Source organism: Leminorella grimontii (assembly GCF_039789245.1).
In the GTDB taxonomy this organism is placed as follows: Bacteria; Pseudomonadota; Gammaproteobacteria; order Enterobacterales; family Enterobacteriaceae; genus Leminorella; species Leminorella grimontii.
Genome location: NZ_CP146357.1, coordinates 2,032,861 through 2,052,582, shown reverse-complemented (window position 1 = coordinate 2,052,582; position 19,722 = coordinate 2,032,861). Strand labels below are relative to the sequence as shown.

Sequence of the window (19,722 nt, the reverse complement as noted above, 5' to 3'; positions counted from 1 at the left end):
CCGTGTCTATTTTTTACTATGACAAAACCTTTGACGGGCTGCTCTCCACCGTTTTCGACGCCTATAGGCTAAAGATCTTCCCTGAACTGCTGCTGACCGAAGGCGACGTTGAGCCGCTGTTTATGACCAGGCAGCACACGAGCGTGACCGATGCAGCCAAAGCGGACAGAGTGTGGACCGCCTTAGGGAAACGCCTTTCCGGCAGAGCGCTTAACCATATTATGTACGTCTGGCAATCGGAACAGCAGGGCGCTGACATGCTGATCTTTAACTATATTCGTAAGGTGATTGATTCACCAACGCCCATTGAAACCGACTTCACCAATAGCGTGGTTAGCGAGATGTTGAAAATAGCCAAAAGGGTGGGTAACGATCGGATGCACTTAATCCAGTTCGTTCGGTTTCAGCAAACGAAAGAGGGCATTTTCTTCGCCTTGGTTTCACCAGACTATAACGTCCTGCCGATGTCCATTTCTCATTTCACCGATCGTTTCACCGACAGGCCGTGGGCCATATACGACATCAAAAGGAAATATGGCTTTTATTATGATTTAAGCGTCCTCAAAGAGGTCGTCATTCCGGACGATGGAAACGTCATAACGTCAGGTGGAAAGATTAACCCCGATTTGCTTCATGAAAATGAACGCATATTCCAAAATCTCTGGGTAACCTATTTTCAGTCCATATCAATAAAAGAAAGAGCTAATCCAAAGCAGCAGGCGCGCTGTATGCCCAGGCGGTTTTGGCATTTGCTGCCGGAAATGTACGATCGCATCATTACCTGATTACGCCTGAATTTAGGATAGCCTTACTATATTATACCAATATTCACCAGCGTGTTTTTTGAGCAATTAAAACGATTTTTATTAATCGACGTTAATATAACAAAGTTGATAAAACCCTATCCACATAAATAGTAATTTATTATTTATTAGTAGGTTATATTTTATTTTATTTTTTGAATTAAGAGTAATAAAAATAATAACAAGGCTATATATTCCATTTGTTAGAATTTACTTTGTTGATTTAAACGCGTTGTTAATGTATTTTGCGACCTGTGAATAAAATGAAGCAAAGGAATTGGCTTATGAATAATAGGATGTTTAGAACCATATTTGATAAGGATAAGCGCCAATGGATTGTGACATCTGAATTAGCCAAATGCAGAAATAAGAGTTCTCGAATAAAAAAGCTGTGTTTGAGCACGCTGGCGCTGGCGGCGTTCGGCTCGGTTCCTAATATTTCCTTTGCTTCCCCCCTCTGCGACGCAGGCTACGTTTGTTACTTAGACTCCACGTGGACCCACCAAGGTATGAATAACGGCGTCGGAACGCTGTTAATTAACGACGGTAATGCCTATACGGTTTACGGCCCGACGTCGATGAAAACCAATATTACTTATCCAGTCCGCAAAGCCATAACGCTCACTGACGCATGGAATAACGGTTGGGTGAGCGGGTTGGCGGCCGCCGTCGATCCGTCAACGCTAGGCCAGATAGTCTTTTCAAATAACTATGAGGGCAGCGCAACCGTCGTCAACGACTCCGGCATTACCGAAACGGTAAACCTGTACGATCCCACCAAGCTGATTACGTCGAGTTCCGCATCTCAAACGATCGTGACGATTCTCGATCCCAGCGTAACAAACGTCGATTTTTACTATGATGCGGGATTTGTCAAAGTCACTGACGGGGAGGCGCGCGTACGCCTCAGCGGGCTTGACGCTATCACTACCGGATTGTCCCGAAATACCGCCTTCGCTCTGGCCGATGGTACTGGGAGCACGAAGGCCAAAATCGTATGGGAAAGTGACGTGGTCTATGAGCCCATCATTTTAAAGGACGATTTTTCCTTAACCAATACGAGCGGCTCACAGCAGGTTCTGTCCTACACATTCAAAGGGGCGTTTACCGCCTTCGACGGCACGCCGTGGACCGTTAACGGTCTGGATGACTATAAAGACTATCTGGCCTGGTTGAACGACAAGGTCAGGGACGGCAGCATTAACTCGGCGACCAAGTACGAAACCTATAAGTCGGCCGCGTATACGCAGCAGGCGTTTGATTATGATTACTTAATACCTGCGGGAACGGGGCCTGCCGAACTCTATGCGGCAAAAAACGGCGATGCGCTGCTGATGGCGAAGGGCGCTAACGCAACGGTAGAGGTCGCCGCGGGGGTGACCATTACTCAGAAAACGGGGCCGACGTCCGCCGTTGGCAACGCCGACTATGCGGATAACGCCAGCGTACCCTATGGCGTCGTTCTGGTGACGGAAGGCGGCCAGGGCCACAACTACGGAACGCTGCGGGCTCACGGAGGATACGGCCTGGTTTCCTCACAGGGAGAGGGCTCCAGATTTACCAACGAAAGCGTCGGGCTGATTGAAATCGGCTCAGGTTCATTGACCGACGATTCAGGCAAAAATCGCACTCAGACCATCGTTGCGCGCGACGGCGGCGAAGTCGTGAACCAGGGCCGCATCGTTCACTATGGCTCAAACGCCTCAACGTCTGACGCGTCAGTGGTTTTCTATGTATACAACAAAGGCGTCTTAACCAATGACGGCCTGATCTCTCTCGGCTCGACGGAAAAGCAGTGGTCTAACGGTGGCTATCAAACCATTAGAAGCATCGGCCTGACCGGCAGCGACAGCCGTTTTATCAATACGGCTAATGGCATTTTGCAGTTGGGCATCGACCCCGAAGACGGTAGCTCAACAGGCGTTGGCACAAACAGCTTCCTGTTGAAGCTGGACACGCAAAATACGCCGACCACTCAAAGCGAAAACCACGGCAAAATTAACGCCGGAAGCCGCGTTAGCGGCTCAAACCTGATTTACGCCATCAGCACCGGAATAAACTATTTCACTAACTACGGCGTGATTAATCTCGACGGTAACCGCGATGAAAACGGCGATCTGGCGTCCAATGCAGTTTTTAACGCCGCCATGTATCGTTCCAACAGCTCCAGCGCCAATCCGATAGACTTTGAAAACCAAGGCACCATTAACGTCGACGGCTACGGCAACGTTGCTCTGAAGGCCGTGACGCGTGGAAAAATCATTTCTTCCGGCACGATTAACGTCAAGGGAAACCGAACCTCGTCAGGACTAAACAACTACGGTGCCTGGGTTGAGGGCTCCGGTTCACTCATTGAGATCTCCGGCAACGTCAACCTGACCGGCGACGACTCTATCGGCGTGTACGCCACTAATCGGGGCACGATTAAGCTTTCCGGCAATGGCCAGGTTACCTTCGCCGACGGTGAAAATCAGATAGGCTATTACATTTATGGCGCGGGTTCAGCCATCAACAATACCGGCTCTGGCACGCAGGACGTCACGACCGCTCGTTCAACGCTGATGCGCCTTGACGGCGGAGCATCGTTTACCGGCTCCGCCAGCGCAGCGTCCACCATGAGCGCGTCGGGTGAAGGCTCGACGGTGATCGTAGCAACCGGTACCGGCACAACGGTAAGCTCTGGCGGCATGACGGTTAACGTCAGCGGTAAAGACGCCACCGGCTTTTTGGTCGAAGGCGGAGCCAAGGGAACCATCGATAACACGGCGATAATCAACCTTGACGGTGTGGGCGCCACGGCGGGGATCGCGGATGGAAAAAAGCATAGCTTGAGCGGTGAAGAACAGATTCTTACCGAGACGGAAATGCGCGCTACCGAACTGACGGCCGGCGCAACGCTGACCTCGACGTTAAACGGCGCGATTGGCTATATTGTCCGAAATCTGGCAACGCTGAAGAATACCGGCGACATCACGTTCACCGGCGTTGGCGCGACCGGCATCATGGTTGAAGAAGGGGCGACCGGTGTCAACGACGGCAATATAACGTTAGGTGAAAACGGCGTCGGCCTGTTTGCCTCGGCGAATACCAATACGACGTCTTTAACCAATACGGGCAACCTGACGCTAAATGGCGATGGCGCCGTCGGCATTTCGGCTACGGGCTCGAAAGTGGTCGTAGACATGGTAAGCAGCGGCGGCAGCACGCCAACAATAAAAATGAACGGCAATAACGCCGTTGGGGTTAAGGCGTCTGGCGGCAGCGTCGTTAATCTGGATAGCAGCGTCGTTACTGAATTCTCTGCTTCTGCGACCGACCAAATTGCCTTCTGGCTAAGCGGAAAATCCGACGCGGGCGCGTCTTCAACGGTCAACGTAGTCGCCAGCGCGACGCCGTATAGCGTGTCCGGAGAACGATCGACGCTGTTTTTCGTTGACGGAGCGGCAAACCTAAGCGGCGCTCTGAACGTTCTCGTTTCGGGTAAGGACGCCAGCGGTCTGCGGGTCAGTGGTACTGACTCTACCGCTACAGTGAATTCAGGCAGCCAAATTGAAGTCACTGGCGAAAACGCAACCGGCGTGCTTGCGCAGCTGGGCGGCAGCGCAATCATCGCCAGCGGCGCAGCGTTTACCGTTAGCGGCGTTTCGGCTACCGTGGGTATTGCCGAAGACGATGGTTCCGTGATTACTAACGGCGCGACCGTCACGTCCTCCGTCGGCAGCTCCGGCTCTACGGCGTTTATCGCCCGAAACGGCGGCGAGCTGAGAAATACCGGCAATATTGACCTGTCCGCCGGCAGCCAGAACGTAGCTATTGATATCTTCAACGGTAAGGTATACAACTCCGGCAGCATCAAGGCGAACGGTACGGCAATCCATATTCGCGGTTCCGGTTCCGTTATCAACAATAACGGCAGCATTGAGGCGACCGGCGGCAGAGCAGTTATTGAACTGGGGCAGGACGCCAGTCTGGATCTGGCCGCCGTATCCGGCAGCGGAACGATTACGGCAAAAGGCACGGCTGACGGCATTTTGCTGTCCGAAGGCGCTATTGCGCTAAACGTTTCCGATACCACCATCGACATGAGCGACGTCAGCAGCACCGGCGTCGGCATTCACAACAAGGCCGGTATCAGCGGCATTCGGTTAGACAACACCACTATCCGAGTTAACGACGGCGTAGGGATCTACACGGGCGCAACGCTTGACGCCAGCAACAGCGGTACGATCGCCGTTCGCGACGGGGTTGGCATTCTGTACCAAAACACTAACGGCACAGCGACCGCTAACGATCTGGACCTGTCAGGCTCACAGGGCCTGACGATTAACGTTAATGGAAACGGCGGGCGAGGCATCGTCGCCAACATGACCGGCGCAGATAAAACCGTAGACTCTGCGGTTAATGTCAACATTCTCAGCGCTTCCGGCAGTGCTGCACTGGACGTTACGGGGGCCGCGACGCTTATACAACGCGGCGACCTCGTTTCCGCGTCCGACGACGTAATCAAAGCGGGCAACGCGACCGCGATTATTAACAGCGGAAAGATCCACGCAGGTTCTCGTACCAGCAACGTCGTAGTAATGAACGACGCGCTAAACAAGTCGTTCACCAATACCGGCAATATTCTCGGCCAGTTGAACTTTGGCGCTGGGGTTAACGTCGTACAGTTGAAAAACGGCAGCGCCATTGACGGCGATATTGCGCTTGGCAGCGACGACGGCAACCAGATTACGCTTTCCGGCGCATCAAACTCGCTGACCGGCAATATCAGCGGTACGGGCAACGGCAATCGAGTTTCGCTGCAGGACGGCGCCGATGTCACCGGCAGTGTCTTGCTGGCCGGCGGAAATAACCGGCTCACGCTGAGCGACAGCGCCGTTTTGACCGGCAACGCGAGCACAGGCAGCGGCAATAACGAAATTTATCTGAGCGGCAGCGCTACGCTGGCCGGCACGCTGTCGGTCGGCTCGGGGGCCAATGCGCTAACGCTGTCAGACGCTTCACACCTCGATAACTTTACGGCGGTCAGCGGTGGAGAAAACTACGTCACGGTAAAAGACGGCGCGACCTTTCAAACGCTGAACGCCGGAACGGGCGGGGCAGCCGACAGCCTGACGTTTGATAACGCCAGCTACGCGCTGACCAACGTCTCCAGTATTCAGCACTTTGACCGGCTGAACCTGATTAATGGCGCTCTTTTTACGACCGCTCTAGCGCTACAAATGGGTGACGGACCTTCGACGCTTGGCGTAATCAATGTCGATAGCTCATCAACCTTGAAGCTAAACTCCCTGGCCGCCTATACGCTGGATCACCAGCTTACGGGCAGTGGGCTGCTCGACGTCGTTTCCGGCACGTCGTTCAACTTTGCCTCAACGGTCGGCAATCAGTTTACCGGCACGGTACAGATGAACAGCGACAGCTTTGCGCTGTCCGGTACGAATACGCTGGCGCTGACCAACGCAACGCTAGCCGTTATGAGTGACAATGTCACAATTGTTGGCATCGGAACGCAGAATGTCGGCGGGTTAGCGTTTGGCGGCGGCATGCTGGATTTCGGCATAACGATTCCTAACGCCAGCGTTTCCAGGGCGTTTATCCGCGCAACCGATGCTCTGGACGTAAGCGGCAGCGGCAGTGTGAAGGTCAACAGGTCCGGCTTTGACAACGGTACGGCGCCGACGGTTAATGCTACGCTGGGGCTATTGGATCAGCAAAACGAGGCGCTGGTGCAGCTGGTTTCCTCTGCTACCGTGAACGGCAATGCGGGCGCGATTCGCCTGATTGATGAAAACGGCGCCGCCATCAGCAACGGCAGCGTTGTGGCCATTGGTCAGAACGGTACGCACGCGGCTGACGCCACCTACGACTACCGCTTGGTAACGGACGGTTCAGGCGGTAAGGGGCTATACGTCGGCTACGGCCTGACGCAGGTAAACCTGCTGACGTCGGGTTTGACTCGGCTGACGATCGACGCTTCCCACAGCGCAGAAAAAACGCTGTCCGCCAAGGTTACCGGCACGGGCGATTTGGGCATTAAGGCAGGAAACGGCGCGAACGCGCTGACGATCGCCAATGAACACAATAACTATAGCGGGGAAACCGATCTGCAGACCGGTACGCTGATTTTAGGCAGCAACGGAGCGCTGGGTGAGACCTCAAAGCTAAGCCTGGCTAATGCAACAACCGTTAACGCCAGCGGCTATAGCCAAACCGTCGGTGAACTGAACGGCAGCGTGGGCTCCACGCTGGATTTAGGCGGCGGTTGGTTGACGATGCTTAACGGCGGTTCTTCTTCCGGCGCTCTGAGCGGCAGCGGGCAGATAACCGTCAGCGGCGGAACGCTGACCGTAAACAATGCCAATGCGGGCTTGAGTGCCACGACGACCGTTGACGCAGGCGCTATCGCGCTGTTGAAAGACGTCGCAGCGCTGGGAACCGGCGGCGTTGTGGCCAACGGCGCAGTGACGCTGAATAACGCCAGCGGCGCGTTCACTAACGCGCTTTCCGGCAGCGGAACGTTGGAAAGCCAAAACGGCAGCGTCGTGACGCTTATCGGCAACAACGCGGGCTTTAGCGGCGAAATGCGAATTGATGGCCTTTCCTCGCTAACGGTAAACGAAGGTAAAAACGTAGGAGCCGCCAGCGCTATTCAGAATGCAGGGCGCTTTATCGTGAATAACGCAGCCGATATGACGCTGCCTACGTTGGTTAACGGCGTTGGTTCGCTGGTAAAAAACGGCGCCGGTACGCTGACGCTCTCCGGCAGTAATACCTATAGCGGCGATACGCTGATTCAACAGGGCAACGTGGCCATTTCCCAAAGTGCGAACCTGGGGGATGGGTCCTCAACCAACCGCGTGGTGCTCGACGGCGGCCATTTACAAATCACCGCAAATACGACTTCAGGGCGCGACGTTACGCTAGCGAAAAGCGGTAGCGTAATTGTTGATAGCGGCGTAACCGCAACGCTGAACGGCTGGAATGACGGAGGCAATGCGGCGCTCGCCATCACCAAAGCGGGCGATGGAATTCTCATCTGGAACGGTGATAACAGCGCCAACGCGGCAGCGGTCAACGTGACCGGCGGCGTCTTGCAGGTCGAGGCGTTGGAGAATTTAGCCAGCGCGACCGGGGTAGTTAATTTATTGTCCGGCAGCGCGCTGTCGGTATTAAAAACCGGCGCGACGGCGGACAACCTGCATTTTACTCGCCAGCTTCAGGGCAGCGGCGAATTGCGCATCAATCTGGGCTACAGCGATAAGGCGTTTACCTTTGACGCCAGCGCCGGTGGCGGTGACTTTAGCGGTACGTTGACCATGAACGACGGGCACTTCATTCTGGATACTCAGGCCGACAGCGTGATGAGTAATGCAACGCTAGCTCTGAACGGCGGGGCCGGTAAGCTGGGCAGCATGAAGTTACAGGGTAACCATTTAATGGCAGGCCTAACGCTCAACGGCGGTCGTTTGGAAGTTGACTTCCGCGCGGCGGACCATCGTCCCGACGGCTTCCTGACGGTAGACCGATTGGATGCTTCCGGCGGCGGCTCCTTGGCCATTACCACACCGGCAAACCTGCCGAACCCGTTACCGGTGACCGGCGCGTCGCTGTTCGATCAGGACGACGGCGTCTATGACCAAATCGTCGCCGCTGCGTTGGTAAACGGCAGCGGCAGCCAGATCTCACTGGTTAAAGCGGACGGCTCGCCCGTTGGTTTGGACACCATCGTCGGCCTTATTCAAAGCGGCGTAACTGCAGGTAACGCGCACTATGGTTACTTCGGCGCAGTGAGAGACGATGGTCTGTATTTGGGCTATGGCCTAACACAGCTGGACGCTTTCGCTAACCAGTCCATCATTTTGGATAATACCAACGCCGTGGATAACGCCCTGGGCGCCAGGCTAACGGGAGACGGCGGATTTACCGTTAACGCAGCGGGAACCGTACGCATCGGCAACGCTGCCAGCGACTACAGGGGGACGACCCTCGTCAATCTGGGCAGCGTGGTTCTGATTACCGACAACGCCTTCGGCCAAACGTCCGAGTTGCTGATGCAGGCCAACGTCGGCGTCGACCTTAACGGCAGTGCCCAGACGGTAGGCTCGCTCAATAGCCAAAGCGGCAGCCTGTTGAACCTCAACGGCGGCGAGCTGACGGTTAATCAGGGAGGAATGACAAACGGGCAGATGGTCGGTCAGGGAACTCTGAATTTGACCGGCGGGGTACTGAACGTAACGCAAAATAATGCCGGTCTTAACGCGCAGGTGAACGTTGACGCGGGCGCAACCGCTCGGCTGATTCAGGCCCAGGGCCTGGGGCTGAGCGCTATAAATCTTGAAGGGCTGCTGGACCTGGACGGCGCAGGCGGATCGCTAAACAATGCGCTGAGAGGCAGTGGGCACGTTGCGCTAAACAATGCAGCTAACGTAACCCTGACGGCGGATAACGCCGGTTTCAACGGCCTGTTCACGACCGATGTCGGTTCAACGCTAGCGGCGTCGGAGAAAAGGCAGCTGGGTTCAGCCTCCGTAAATAACGACGGTACGCTGGTTTTGAACGCCGGTGGACACTGGGAGCTTGAGAACGACATTCAGGGAACCGGTACGTTGGTCAAACGCGGTTTTGGCACGGTGCAGATTGACGGTAGCAACGTCACAGCCGGCCAGACCAGAGTTGAAAACGGCCTGCTGCTGCTCGGCAGCGAGCCAGGTTCGACGGCGAATCTGGTCAGCGACGTCTTTATCGATACGCAGGGCATTGTCGGCGGCTACGGCACGGTGACCGGCGAGGTAGAGAACAAAGGCAGCATCTCGGTTGGACGTGCGCAAAGCGGCAGCGAGTACGGTGGATTCACCATTGACGGCGATTACGTCGGCAGCGGTGGTAAAGTGGTGTTTTATACCCAACTCGCCGGGGACGGCTCTTCCACCGACCGGTTGACGATCGCGGGCGATACCCGCGGTCTCACCGACGTGGTCGTTCTTAACGCTAACGGGGCAGGGGAAAAGACGGAAAACGGCATTAGGCTTATCGAGGTCGGCGGTAACTCTGACGGCGTATTCAAGCTAAGCGGACGCGCCGTGGCCGGAGCCTATGAATACTTCCTGTATCAGGGCGGCGCAGCGACACCGGACGACGGCGACTGGTATCTTCGTTCAGAGATCTACTCACCGACGCCGGATCCCAGCGTATATCGCCCGGAGGGGGCTGGCTATATGGCCAACATGGCGGCTGCGGGTAAACTGTTTAGCCTGCGGCTGGAAGATCGTGAGGGCCGAGCGGAAAACTCCAGCATGTGGCTGCGCCAAGTCGGCTCCCGAACCAAGCACCGTGACACGTCAGGCCAGCTGCATACGGCGACCAACAGCTATGTGGTTCAGGGCGGCGGTGAGATTTGGGGTACGGATTTTGGCGACGCGGATCGCATAGGGCTGGGCGTTATGCTGGCCTACGGTAAGGCAAACAGCAAGGTTCGCTCAACTCAAACGCATTATCATGCCAAGAGTTCGATTGACGGCTACAGTGCAGGGCTGTATGGCACGTGGTATCAGGATGCCACCACGTTGAACGGCCTCTACGTCGACAGCTGGGCGCAGTACAGCTGGCTGGACGCCGAGGTTAACGGCGAAGGCATGGCAAAAGAGTCGTATAACATGAAAGGCTATTCCGCCTCTTTGGAAGCGGGCTATCGCATGTCGGTTTACCAGAGCGCTAACGGAGAAGTCTTCCTGACGCCGCAGGGGCAGGTCACCTGGAACGGCATTAGGCCTGACGATCATTGGGAATCTAACGGTAAAGCCTATGTTACTGGTTCAGGTAAAAATAACGTTCAGACCCGGCTGGGAATGAAGCTTTCTCGCGACGGCGTCAACGATGCGGATAAGGGAGCTGATAAACTGTTTACCGCTTATGCTGAAGCTAACTGGCTGTATAACAGCGAACAGGCGGGCGCGGTGATGGACGGCGTAAAAATAAAGCAGGCCGGAAGTCGAAACGTCGGCGAGCTGAAGCTGGGCGCGGAAGGCAAGCTCAACGGCGGCCTGAACCTGTGGAGCAACGTCAGCCAGCAGCTCGGCGACAAAGGCTATAGCGATACGTCGGTTACGCTGGGGATCAAGTACAGTTTCTAAGCGACGGCGTTTACGTTAGACTACGCGAATACGGGCCGGTGGTACAAACTACCGGCCCGATTTTATCGTCTAAATACTATAAGAGATATTGTCATCAATGACGGAAGAAGCAAACGCGCAGCCCAGCGTTCCCGGCAGGACGCAAATTACAGAACTGCTGGCGGAGTACCACACCGTTAAGGGTTCGCTGCGTAAAATTATTATCGTATTTTTCTTAAGCGTCGCTATTGACGCCTACCTGATACTGGTCAACAGCGTGCTGGATATTCCCATGCTGGTTTTTACCCTCATTATGGGCGGCTACGTTCTGCTGCTTAATCACAGAAAAAAGGCGTTCGAAAGGCGCTTGGACTCCGTCTGCCTTCGCCTGTTTGAGCGCTGCTTTAATACGTCGGGAGCGATGCTGAACGACTATCTGCGTGAAGAAGAGGGCGCGGAGTAAAGCGCCGCGCCGCGTTTTTACGTCTGGCTAAAAGTCGCGCGATTCGCGCTCTATGAGTTCCGCCAGCTCGCCGTTTTGCAACCAGCGCTCAATCAAGGCGCTGACGCGAGCAAAAAGCTCCGGCTTGGCGCGAGGAACGCAAACCGCCTGGCGAATGGTGGTGAAGCTGTCCGGCAGAACGACAAAGTCCGGGTTGAGCTTGGCGGCGCGAACGAGAGGTTGTCTGATGCCCGCCGCCATGTCGCCTTCACCCGCCAGGAAGCGGTCGATGGCCTCCTGTGAGGAAACGCAGCGGTTTAGCGTGGCGTTTTTTAAATAGCGGGTTAGGAAAAGATCGTAGGCAGCGCCCTTGCCAACGTTAATCACCACGTCGGGTTTGTCCATTTCTTTAACGCTTTTCCAGCCCGCGCTGCGAAGAACCAGGCAGGTGCCCTCAATCGTGATATAGGGTGTTGTAAACGCCAGCTGTTCTTCTCGCTTGGGGTCAACGGCTAAAAATGCGATATCCCACAGGTTAGCGGCACTGTCGTCGACCACGCTGCCAGCGGTGGGATAGGGGTGAAATCGCGGCGTGAGCCCAAGCTCGTTGGCAATTTTTCTGGCCAGAGAAACGCTGATCCCACCCGGCTCTTTTTGTCCGTCTTCCTGATAGGCCAGCACCGGATTACCCAGATTTATCGCAAAGCCCAGCCCGCTGGCTTGGGCAAGCTCATTACTTATTCCCGACATATATTTTCCCTGAAATCAACTTGTTGAAAGCGATCAGATTACCACTGAACGTGGAGTAGGAAAGTTGTCACAGGTCACAGTAACGGAGGTTTAACGGTGCTGTCCGTGTGGCGCAGGCCTGACGCCATTTTTGAAGATCGGACGCATAAATTATCGGGCCGGTGTGGCCCGGCGTAATTTGCCTATAGCGGCTTGGCCGTAATAATGCGGCCCGCGCTGACGAAGCCGCCGCCGCCGAGGTGGTGGAGCGTAAACAGCGTAGGATCGGCGGAGTCAAACAGCCAGCGACCGCGGTTGAAAATGCGTTCATCGGCCGATGCGGAAATCACTTCGCCAAACAGCGTGTCGTACTTTTGCTGAGCGCCGACCTCCGGCAGAAGGCGACACTCCAACCAAGCGGAACAGCCTTCTTCAAGCAGCGGCACGCTTAGCGTTTGCGAATCCCGATATGGAATAGAAAAACGGCTGAATTTGTCTTCCTCGCGCCCCGATACGCTGCCGACCGCATAGGTAAGATCCGCGCTGGCTGCGGTTGGAATGCAGATGCCGAAAGCGCCGCTGGCTTCGATAAGCTCCCGCGTCCAGGCGCTCTTATCAATAACGATGGCCACTCGGGGCGGTGCGAATTCTACCGGCGTCGACCAGGCGGCCGCCATCACGTTTCTCTTTTGCGATAGGGGATCTCGGCTAGTGATAAGCACCGTTGGGCCGTGGTTTAGCAAACGGCTGGCGTGCTTTAAGTCAACGGGACGAAAGTGGGACATGGCTTTTCCTTATCGATGGCGCTAAAGCGGTAGAAACTAAAAAAGCGGATCGCTTCATCATATCCACAGGTCGTGAAAATAACCAGCGCACTCAATTGGCTGTATCGTTCTCTTATACTGCTGCGCTACACTACGGCGATAGCGGATCTCAAAATAAAAGGAATTATTGTTGAAATTCATTACCCGATTTTTTTCCCGCAGAGAGTCTCCCGATAGCGCTGAAGAACGATTCCTGTTGGCTAAACGCCTTGAGGCTCAGCAAGATTTTGTTCAGGCTTTTTTCTGGTATGAAAAAGCCGCGTCGCAGGGGCACACCAACGCGCAAAATAACCTGGGGCTGCTTTATGAACGGGGTAAGGGCGTTGCGCCCGATAGCCAAAGGGCGGTGTCGCTTTATCGCCGCGCGGCGGAGCTTGGCAACGCAAAGGCACAGCACAACCTTGGCCGGATGTATCATACGGGAGAGGCGGTCGAACGGGACTATCCGCAGGCGCTCTTCTGGTACCTTGAGGCGGTTGAAAACGACGGCGTTGCCCATTCTCTGTTCGCCCTAGGATCGCTATATTACGCCGAAGACTTTCCCCAAAGGGATTTGGCCAAAGCCGTGGAATACTGGCGTCAGTCGGCGTTAAAGAACCTGAGTGAAGGGCAGTTCCGGCTGGGGTATGAGTATCATCAGGGCGGCGGCGTCGAAATTGACCTGTGTCAGGCCGTCTACTGGTATCAATTGGCCGCCGAGAAAGACCATCCCTCCGCCTTATTCAACCTGGCCCATATGTATTACTCTGGTGAAGCCGGTAGAGAAGATCCCGAACGAGGGCTTTCCTACCTTCGGCGCTCTGCCGAGCTGGGCTGTCTTTTAGCCCAGCTTGACCTGAGCGACAGGTATATACACGGAGATGGCGTAGGAAAGGATCTCGCAGAAGCCCTTCGCTGGTGTAAAACGGCGGCGGAACAGGGCAGCCCAGAGGCTCAATACAATCTCGTCATATTTTATTTAAAAAGCGGCGATGCGGCGCAGCGCAAAAGGGCATTCGATATTCTTCACACGCTCGCGGCCCAAAGCGTCGCCAATGCCCAGTTTTTGCTTGGCGCTCTCTATCAGGAAGGCGAGCTGATTAATCCGGAACCTGAGCTTGCCATTTACTGGTATACCAAAGCGGCTGAACTTGGGCACAGAGGCGCTCAGCAAAGCCTGATCGCCGCGCAAAATATGGATATCCGCCTTGACCGCTATGCACCAGACATAACCATGCGTCCCGAAAGTTTGCCCTACGGTCAGACATTTATTTCACCCGACGGGAAATACGTTAATTAATATGCTTGCACTGACAAATATCGAAGGAACGGTAAGCCTGACGCTAGACGTCGTGGGCTATCAATTCCCCGCCGATGAAGAAGATAACTGGTGTTTATTAAAAGTAGGCGTCGTACAGGGGCGCGATCGGTTTGATAAAGTCGATCCTTCGCTGGAAACGGGGGATCTGACTCGCCTCTATAATTGGTTTCTTGCGCTGTCGGAAAGAAAGCTGCCGTCTTGTGCGCGATTGAACTTTGTTGAACCCTGTTTGGAATTGGAATATGTGTCCTACAAAGGTGACAATGTCACCATAGCCGTTGAGCTTGGGTGCGAAATTAAGCCTCCATTTGCTTTAAAACGCTCAGACGTTCGCTATTATGGTTCACCTGGCCGTTATTGCGTTGTCGATAAGGGCTGGAAACTATTTTTTAACCTGAGCGAAAATGACTTTTCATCTATTTTGTTCGCGCTGAGGGAGGCAATGGAGAAATATCCGATTCGCAAGTATAGGTAGCTTTTCTCGATTTCTTTTATTTTTGGTGCTCCCTTATAATCTAGCAATCAGTATCCATTCCAGAATAGCTCAGCGGTAGAGCATTCGGCTTCGGACCGGAAGGGCGCAGGTTCAACTCCTGCTTCTGGACCCTATAAAACGCGCCGACATTTTAAATGTAGACGCTGCAATTCCGGAGTAGCTCAGTGGTAGAGCATTCGGCTTTAACCGAAAAGGCGAGGGTTCGATTCCTATCCTCCGGACACCATAAAATGGCTTTACAGGCGGTCGCTCATGGCAGAGAAAAAAGACGCATTGCCCATTGGATTAGGGTACGCACAGGCGCAGTTGGCGAAAGCGTTAATGAGCCCCCTCAATGCTGAAGAAAAAACCGAGCGCTGGGAGGGCGTGCTTCATAACATTCTTAACGCGCAGGCGCAGTACGGTTCCCGAACGCCTTTTAACAATGTGCCGGCCTGGGTGACGCCTGAGGTGGTCACGGGGGGCTTCGCGACCGGTCGCCACATGGCCGGTGGAGAGCTTCTTGAACATGAAGTGGCGCAGCTAAAGGCGTATTCCCTGAAGGCCGATACCGGATGTGAACGGCTGGCGCTAAACGGTTACTACCTGACGGACGCGGGCCTTGACGTACTCTGCCAGCGCTTGGAAACGGGCGCCTATGAGATAAGCGCGCCGGAAGAAGGTGCACTGCTTACCGTGGCGTGGCTGTTGAAAAATAACGACGTCCAGCCCGCTCGCCAGCTTATTGACGCCATTTCACCCTGGTTTTCTTTCCTTCGATTTTATCCCATCCCGCTGGATGCCCCACGTTCGTCGAGCGAGATGGTTCGCCTGCAGGAGCTTGGCGACAGCATTGCCGATCTGCGTAGAATTCAGCCCAATCGTCGACTTTTGGCCCAAAAAGAGTCTGTAGAAATTTGGCTGCCGTTCAAAGTCAATATGGTGCATTTGGTTCAGCAGGCGCTTGACGGTGGCGAAGCTATCGACGAGTGGAAAAAGGAGGCAAAGGCGCTGTTGACCGAATATCAGCGCCTGCGCGCGGTGTATTCACTTTGCGGTAAGCCTGAAAAACATAAGGGTCATTTTTCTCAGCTGCGGCGCTTTATCGAGCGCCTGTCTGAAGATAGCAAAATGTCGGCTGCGCCCGGCGATATAGAACAGATCCGGTTTATTTTACGATCGCATATTCAAAAGTATGGCGAACCATATTCAGAACAAAGCCTGCGGGTAAGCGAACTGCGTCAGCGCGCAGTAGAAGCTCCTGCGCATTATGACGTCAGCCAAGCCCTGGCGGCCAGGCTTGAACGCCTGCCGCCTCAAGGCGGTATTGATAGCCTAGATACCGTTTCGTGCGCGCTGTCTGAGCAAGAGGCTACGGGCGTCAGGGTTCCCGCAGGTACTCAGATCCCTGCCTATATACAGCGCAAGGCGCTCCGCAGCCTGAATACAACGGCGGAGGAGCTGATAGCGCAAAAGTTGATTACCTCTTCGGAAGTACTGGCGCGCATACTGCCGCAGACGACTTCGGGGATCCGTGCCTCTTGTATTGCCGATGAGGCGCTAAGAGAACTCTATGCGGCCATCTACCGAGCCTTTCGCTGCCGCCGGTCGCTGCTGCTGTTAGATCTACAGCATCAGATTCAGTTAGAGGAGCTGCCGTGGATTGCAGCGATAGAGCCGTATCGTCAGAAAAGCCTTTCAGAGCAGGAGCTGGCGCAGAAAACAATGCGGGAAATTGGTTTTCTGGCCGTGAAGTCATTTCCACAGGCTCAGTTGCCCAATAGGCTCTTGCAGGAACTCAGTTCGCTGAGCAAACCGGTGACGCCGCCGCTTTTTTGGACGGACGAACTGGCCGCTGACATTTTTATGGGGCAGTTCTCGAACAAGTTCGTTCACGCCGCGATTAGCGCGGCCGACGCCATGAAAAACAGCCTCTACGCAACCTATTTTGGGCTCGACTACGACCAGATAAAAAAACGACTTGCGGCGAACGGTAACGTTTCGAAGATCAACATATTAGAGCGCCTGACGGGAAGCACCCATAAAAATGTAAAGCCGGAAGCCGCCTTACTTCAGATCTGCGAAGAGCGGGCGGGCGTTCGCTATGAATACTATAAGGTGGCTCAAAGCGGGATGCTTATTGAGCAGCAGCTGGTTTTAACCACCCATAACATGAATACGGTTTTTACCGGGCTTGGCTTAGAAAGACGCCTTACGCCGTTCTTACCCGAAATGTGTGAATTTTGCTTTAGGTGGATTTGTCGAAGGCTACAGGTGCCTTTCGAAGGCTATCACAGTGCGTTAATTACGATTAAGCAGTCCGCTTACGCGTGGCGGCAGCTAATTTTCTATCTTTCTTTCCTGCCTCCAGAGCCACGTTCGGCATTTGTTGCATGGGCCGAGGCGCACCTTCAAAAGCAAAGGCCGAGCTTTCAGTCGCTCTTTTCGCCCGTCTGGCGCGGGCTCATTATGGCGGCTCAAGGACGGTCGCCGCAAATGCGTCCTGAAAAAGAAGGCGATCCCAGGGCTTTCTACGGCTGGTCGGCTCAGCATTGGATGCTACCTCTGCTGAAGGAACTGCCGAACGGCCATCAATAAACCTACTGCCAAAAACTGTCACAACCGCGCGTTAAGCTCTCATAAACCGTTTACATAAACACGTTATGAGAGGCTTTATGGATTTTCACGGTAAAGTGGCGATCGTCACCGGAAGCACTAATGGCATTGGCGAGGCGGTGGCCGATTGCTTATATCAGCGAGGGGCCAGCGTCGTTATTGCATCAAGATCCAAACGTCTTGTTGAGAACAAAGCGAAATCCCTGTCTCCGGATGGCGAGAGAGTTCTGGGCATTCAGTGTGACGTGTCCGATCCGGCGCAGGTTGAACGACTAATTAACGATACGGTTAGCTATTTTGGCAGGCTCGATCTTGCGGTTAATAGTGCGGGCACGACAGGCGACCACGACAAAAGCCTGCCGGAGCAGACGATAGAAAATTGGGAAAGAGTGATAGCCACAACGCTGAGCGGCGTTTTTTACTGCATGAAATATGAGATACCGGAAATGCTGAAATCCGGAGGGGGCGTGATAGTTAACCTATCTGCAGTAAATGGATTTGTCGGTATTGCTGGATTGGCGCCCTATACGGTAGCAAAGCACGGCGTCATTGGCTTAACCCAAACCGCTGCGCTGGAATTCGCTGATAAAGGCATTCGAGTTAATGCCGTTGCTCCCGGCTATGTCGGCACGCCCAGAGTCAATGCGCTGCCGGAAAACGTTTTAAAAAGCTTTGCCGACAGTCACCCGATGAAAAGGTTGGCAAAAATGGAGGAAGTTGCCGAATTTATCATGTTCCTTCTGTCTGATAAGTCGGGATTCTGTACCGGGGGCATCTATCCCATTGACGGCGGATATCTGTCACAATAGCGGCTTTGGCAAGCATGGAAAGCATGAAGAAAGAGGAACGGAAGATAATGGAAAAGCAGCTAACGGAACTAAGCAAGTTTTTAAGCTTTGTGTTGCGCCATAAGCCTGAGGCTATTGGTATGACGCTGGATTCGGAAGGCTGGGCGAATGTTGATACGCTCATTGAGCGCGCAAAGACATCCGGAAAAACCTTAACGCCATCCCTTATCGCTACGGTTGTAGAAACTAATGCTAAAAAGCGGTTTAGCCTTTCCGACGACGGCAAACGCATCCGCGCCGCTCAGGGGCATTCGACGGAGCAGGTGTCTATTGCCTATGAAGAAAAGACGCCGCCTGAATTTCTGTTCCACGGAACGGCAAGCCGCTTTATTGACTCGATTAAGGCAAAGGGTCTTATTCCCGGCTCTCGGCACTATGTGCACCTTTCGGACAACGAAGAAACTGCCGTAGCGGTAGGGCGTCGACACGGTTCGCCCGTGCTGTTGAAGGTCAAGGCCGGTGAAATGCACAGGCAAGGTCTGAAGTTCTATCAGGCTGATAACGGCGTGTGGTTAACGCCGTTTGTTGCAGTGGCGTTTTTGGAATAACGGTGTGAGTTTTAGCAAAATAGCCTCCGCGTTTAGCCTGATAAATGTCGGTGCTTTTTGAGTATTTCAGGATACCCACGATATGGAGTAAAACATGCAGTCAAATGAAGAACATGCCAGAATTTGGGCCGAATGGCATCGAGCCGCGAGTACTTCAGACCAGGCCGCGTTAATCAATCTCTATGCTGACGACGCTATTCTAGAAAGTCCTCTGGTTCCCGCCATTCTTGATGAAAAATCCGACGGCATCCTACGAGGACGCAAGGAAATTAAACGTTTTCTCGATGAAGGGGCAAAGAGAAGGCCGAATCCCTTAGTGCGCTGGTATCGCTCCGACAGATGGTTCAGCGTCGGCGATACGCTGATTTGGGAATATCCGCGGCAGACACCCGACGGCGAACAGTTGGATATCCTTGAAGTCATGGAAATTCGTAACGGTAAGATTCAACATCAGCGCATCTATTGGGGGTGGAAGGGGTGTTCGCTTATCGCGCCCACGCTAGCGCAGGCCCTTTGAGAGGACGTTTGCCAATAATATTATCGAAGAACTGAATTCATGGAGAAAGAATCGTATGCGTTTTAGCAAACCAGCACTGGCCCTCAGCCTGCTGTTCGCCTTAACGGCCCACGCGGCCGGAGAAAGCAAGGGCGTTTCTTTGGCGTTTCTGACCAGCCTGATAAAGGGCGGTACGCAGGCCGTCGCGGCAAAGACCATGAGCAACGCAGCGGGTGTGATGGAGTATTGCGTAAAAAGAAAGCTGGTTGAGGCGACCGATCCTGAAAACCTCAAAAATAAGCTGAAGGATAAGCTTGGCCTAAGCGATCCTAAAGCCAGCAAGCAGAAGGAATACCAGGAGTATATGGACGGTCTTAAAGGCGTTATCACGCTTCACAATAATAAGACGCTCGACCTCAACAGCTTAGGCAATTCGGCGCTGGCAGAGAAGGTGAAATCCAAGGCCTGCGACGTCGCTTTGTCGCAGGGAATGAACTACATTTCCAAGTAATCGATGGCTAAAGCCGGT

Annotated in this window: 12 protein-coding genes, 2 tRNA genes and 1 pseudogene; 13 read left to right on the top strand and 2 right to left on the bottom strand. The window is 54.1% G+C overall.

What is annotated here, in order from left to right; genetic code table 11:
- Positions 1-2: 2 nt before the first annotated feature.
- The 4 genes and pseudogenes from V8L73_RS09625 (at position 3) to V8L73_RS09615 (ending at position 11,378) form a co-directional block, all read left to right on the top strand.
- Positions 3-785, top strand: a complete 783-nt coding sequence (locus V8L73_RS09625) for a TIGR03915 family putative DNA repair protein (RefSeq protein ID WP_347254726.1) — start codon at positions 3-5, stop codon at positions 783-785.
- 281 nt (positions 786-1,066) lie between these two features.
- Positions 1,067-1,165, top strand: a pseudogene (locus V8L73_RS19870) (ESPR-type extended signal peptide-containing protein); the annotation flags it as partial.
- A gap of 147 nt (positions 1,166-1,312) precedes the next feature.
- Positions 1,313-10,936, top strand: a complete 9,624-nt coding sequence (locus V8L73_RS09620; RefSeq protein ID WP_347254725.1) for an autotransporter outer membrane beta-barrel domain-containing protein — start codon at positions 1,313-1,315, stop codon at positions 10,934-10,936.
- Positions 10,937-11,033: 97 nt separating this feature from the next.
- Entirely contained in the window at positions 11,034-11,378 is a 345-nt protein-coding gene (locus V8L73_RS09615) for a hypothetical protein (protein WP_261830948.1), read from the top strand.
- Between the two features lie 27 nt (positions 11,379-11,405).
- Here V8L73_RS09615 and V8L73_RS09610 read toward each other — a convergent pair whose 3' ends face one another.
- Both V8L73_RS09610 and V8L73_RS09605 read right to left on the bottom strand, forming a co-directional pair.
- Positions 11,406-12,107 (bottom strand): transporter substrate-binding domain-containing protein, encoded by a 702-nt coding sequence (locus tag V8L73_RS09610; protein WP_347254724.1) that lies wholly within the window; start codon positions 12,105-12,107, stop codon positions 11,406-11,408.
- 182 nt (positions 12,108-12,289) lie between these two features.
- Positions 12,290-12,871 carry a flavin reductase family protein gene (locus V8L73_RS09605; RefSeq protein WP_027273182.1) on the bottom strand — a complete coding sequence of 194 codons (582 nt, stop codon included), beginning with the start codon at positions 12,869-12,871 and terminating at the stop codon, positions 12,290-12,292.
- Between the two features lie 169 nt (positions 12,872-13,040).
- Between V8L73_RS09605 and V8L73_RS09600 the strand changes: the two genes are divergently transcribed.
- From V8L73_RS09600 to V8L73_RS09560, 9 genes are all read left to right on the top strand, one after another.
- A complete protein-coding gene (locus tag V8L73_RS09600) occupies positions 13,041-14,189 on the top strand; it encodes a tetratricopeptide repeat protein (protein ID WP_347254723.1) in 1,149 nt (382 codons plus the stop codon).
- 1 nt (position 14,190) lies between these two features.
- Positions 14,191-14,685: a WapI family immunity protein gene (locus tag V8L73_RS09595; RefSeq protein WP_347254722.1), complete on the top strand. Its 495-nt coding sequence runs from the start codon at positions 14,191-14,193 to the stop codon at positions 14,683-14,685.
- A 58-nt stretch (positions 14,686-14,743) separates the two neighbouring features.
- A tRNA-Arg gene (locus tag V8L73_RS09590) sits at positions 14,744-14,815 on the top strand.
- 41 nt (positions 14,816-14,856) lie between these two features.
- Positions 14,857-14,928 (top strand) — tRNA-OTHER (locus V8L73_RS09585).
- A gap of 30 nt (positions 14,929-14,958) precedes the next feature.
- Positions 14,959-17,283 carry a hypothetical protein gene (locus tag V8L73_RS09580; protein ID WP_347254721.1) on the top strand — a complete coding sequence of 775 codons (2,325 nt, stop codon included), beginning with the start codon at positions 14,959-14,961 and terminating at the stop codon, positions 17,281-17,283.
- Between the two features lie 77 nt (positions 17,284-17,360).
- Positions 17,361-18,110 (top strand): SDR family NAD(P)-dependent oxidoreductase, encoded by a 750-nt coding sequence (locus V8L73_RS09575; protein ID WP_347254720.1) that lies wholly within the window; start codon positions 17,361-17,363, stop codon positions 18,108-18,110.
- 23 nt (positions 18,111-18,133) lie between these two features.
- Positions 18,134-18,697, top strand: a complete 564-nt coding sequence (kptA, locus tag V8L73_RS09570; protein WP_373876142.1) for an RNA 2'-phosphotransferase — start codon at positions 18,134-18,136, stop codon at positions 18,695-18,697.
- A gap of 94 nt (positions 18,698-18,791) precedes the next feature.
- On the top strand, positions 18,792-19,214 hold the full coding sequence (locus V8L73_RS09565; RefSeq protein WP_261830956.1) for a nuclear transport factor 2 family protein: 423 nt from the start codon (positions 18,792-18,794) through the stop codon (positions 19,212-19,214).
- A gap of 55 nt (positions 19,215-19,269) precedes the next feature.
- Positions 19,270-19,704 (top strand): DUF2501 domain-containing protein, encoded by a 435-nt coding sequence (locus tag V8L73_RS09560; protein ID WP_347254719.1) that lies wholly within the window; start codon positions 19,270-19,272, stop codon positions 19,702-19,704.
- Positions 19,705-19,722: the final 18 nt, after the last annotated feature.

Coding starts and splice junctions, on each gene's coding strand:
- kptA (WP_373876142.1), top strand. CDS start 18,134: ATGAAGAAAGAGGAACGGAAGATAATGGAAAAGCAGCTAACGGAACTA.
- V8L73_RS09580 (WP_347254721.1), top strand. CDS start 14,959: ATGGCAGAGAAAAAAGACGCATTGCCCATTGGATTAGGGTACGCACAG.
- V8L73_RS09560 (WP_347254719.1), top strand. CDS start 19,270: ATGCGTTTTAGCAAACCAGCACTGGCCCTCAGCCTGCTGTTCGCCTTA.
- V8L73_RS09605 (WP_027273182.1), bottom strand. CDS start 12,871: ATGTCCCACTTTCGTCCCGTTGACTTAAAGCACGCCAGCCGTTTGCTA.
- V8L73_RS09595 (WP_347254722.1), top strand. CDS start 14,191: ATGCTTGCACTGACAAATATCGAAGGAACGGTAAGCCTGACGCTAGAC.
- V8L73_RS09575 (WP_347254720.1), top strand. CDS start 17,361: ATGGATTTTCACGGTAAAGTGGCGATCGTCACCGGAAGCACTAATGGC.
- V8L73_RS09620 (WP_347254725.1), top strand. CDS start 1,313: ATGAATAACGGCGTCGGAACGCTGTTAATTAACGACGGTAATGCCTAT.
- V8L73_RS09615 (WP_261830948.1), top strand. CDS start 11,034: ATGACGGAAGAAGCAAACGCGCAGCCCAGCGTTCCCGGCAGGACGCAA.
- V8L73_RS09610 (WP_347254724.1), bottom strand. CDS start 12,107: ATGTCGGGAATAAGTAATGAGCTTGCCCAAGCCAGCGGGCTGGGCTTT.
- V8L73_RS09565 (WP_261830956.1), top strand. CDS start 18,792: ATGCAGTCAAATGAAGAACATGCCAGAATTTGGGCCGAATGGCATCGA.